This window comes from Staphylococcus sp. HMSC067F07 (genome assembly GCF_001837405.1).
Taxonomy (GTDB): domain Bacteria; phylum Bacillota; class Bacilli; order Staphylococcales; family Staphylococcaceae; genus Staphylococcus; species Staphylococcus capitis.
In genome coordinates this window covers 1-950 of record NZ_KV832222.1, presented here as the reverse complement: position 1 = coordinate 950, position 950 = coordinate 1, and the positions used below count along the sequence as shown (strand labels likewise).

1 protein-coding gene is annotated in these 950 nt (G+C 28.5%); it reads right to left on the bottom strand.

Annotated features, from left to right (window positions below; genetic code table 11):
* Positions 1-45 precede the first annotated feature (45 nt).
* A complete protein-coding gene (locus tag HMPREF2706_RS02665; RefSeq protein ID WP_083319924.1) occupies positions 46-942 on the bottom strand; it encodes a replication initiator protein A in 897 nt (298 codons plus the stop codon).
* Positions 943-950 lie beyond the last annotated feature (8 nt).

The following is a 950-nucleotide window of genomic DNA, read 5'->3' as shown; positions in this document are numbered from 1 at the left end:
AAAAAGAGAACATCTATTTAAAGATGCTCTCTAAATAAATCATTATTAATTAAATAAAGAAGTGATGGGTAAATGATCACGTCGTTTATTAAGCGTATGCATTTCAGCGAATTCAGACTTAAGAGATTTCATTAAGTATCCTTGCATTGATACAACGGTTTCATTTTTTTGAATAAGCATAGCTTTGAAACGTTTAAGAACATGAAGTATTTCTATTTCCATATCTTCTAACAAGTAGTAGCTATCAATCGCATTGTTGAAAGATGTTTTGGCTTTTAATAATACAGTTTTGATAATTTTAATTTCAGCTACTTCAAAGTTACTTAGATAGTTTTGAATACTTTGCGGTAGTTCTTCGAGTAATTGAAATTTTAAAGCCTCATTATTAAAGTTTGAATTGTCGTGATTTGAATGATTTGTATGATTACTAGGAAAAGTTAGTTTATTATCATTCAAATCATCCGTATCATTATTCTCAGTCTTAATATAATCAGTATCATTATAATCAGTATCATTAGGGTCTAAAATTTGGGATTCTGGACTCCCAAATTTTGAGAATCTGGAGTCCCAAAATTCGGGATTCTGGAGTCCCAAAATTTGGGAGTCCTTGTCATTATAGGTTATAGATGAGGATTGAATACTTTTTTCTACATTAATATTAGTTTCTATATCATGCAAATATAATTTATTAGGTTTATTAAATCCTGTACGTATTTGTTCAAGTAACCCTACTGCTTGAAGTTCTTTTTTAATTTTAGTAATTGTATTCTTGCTTTTATCTAATATATTCTGGAGACTTTCATTTGTAAAAATGAAATATATATCCCCATTATCATCGACCCAATTATTTTTAATCGACAAGCTAACTCTATCGTTGAGAATTGCATAAGTAACTTTGGCACTATCACTTAATTTTTGGTTCTGTTGCAAAGTTGAATTTATAGTATAAT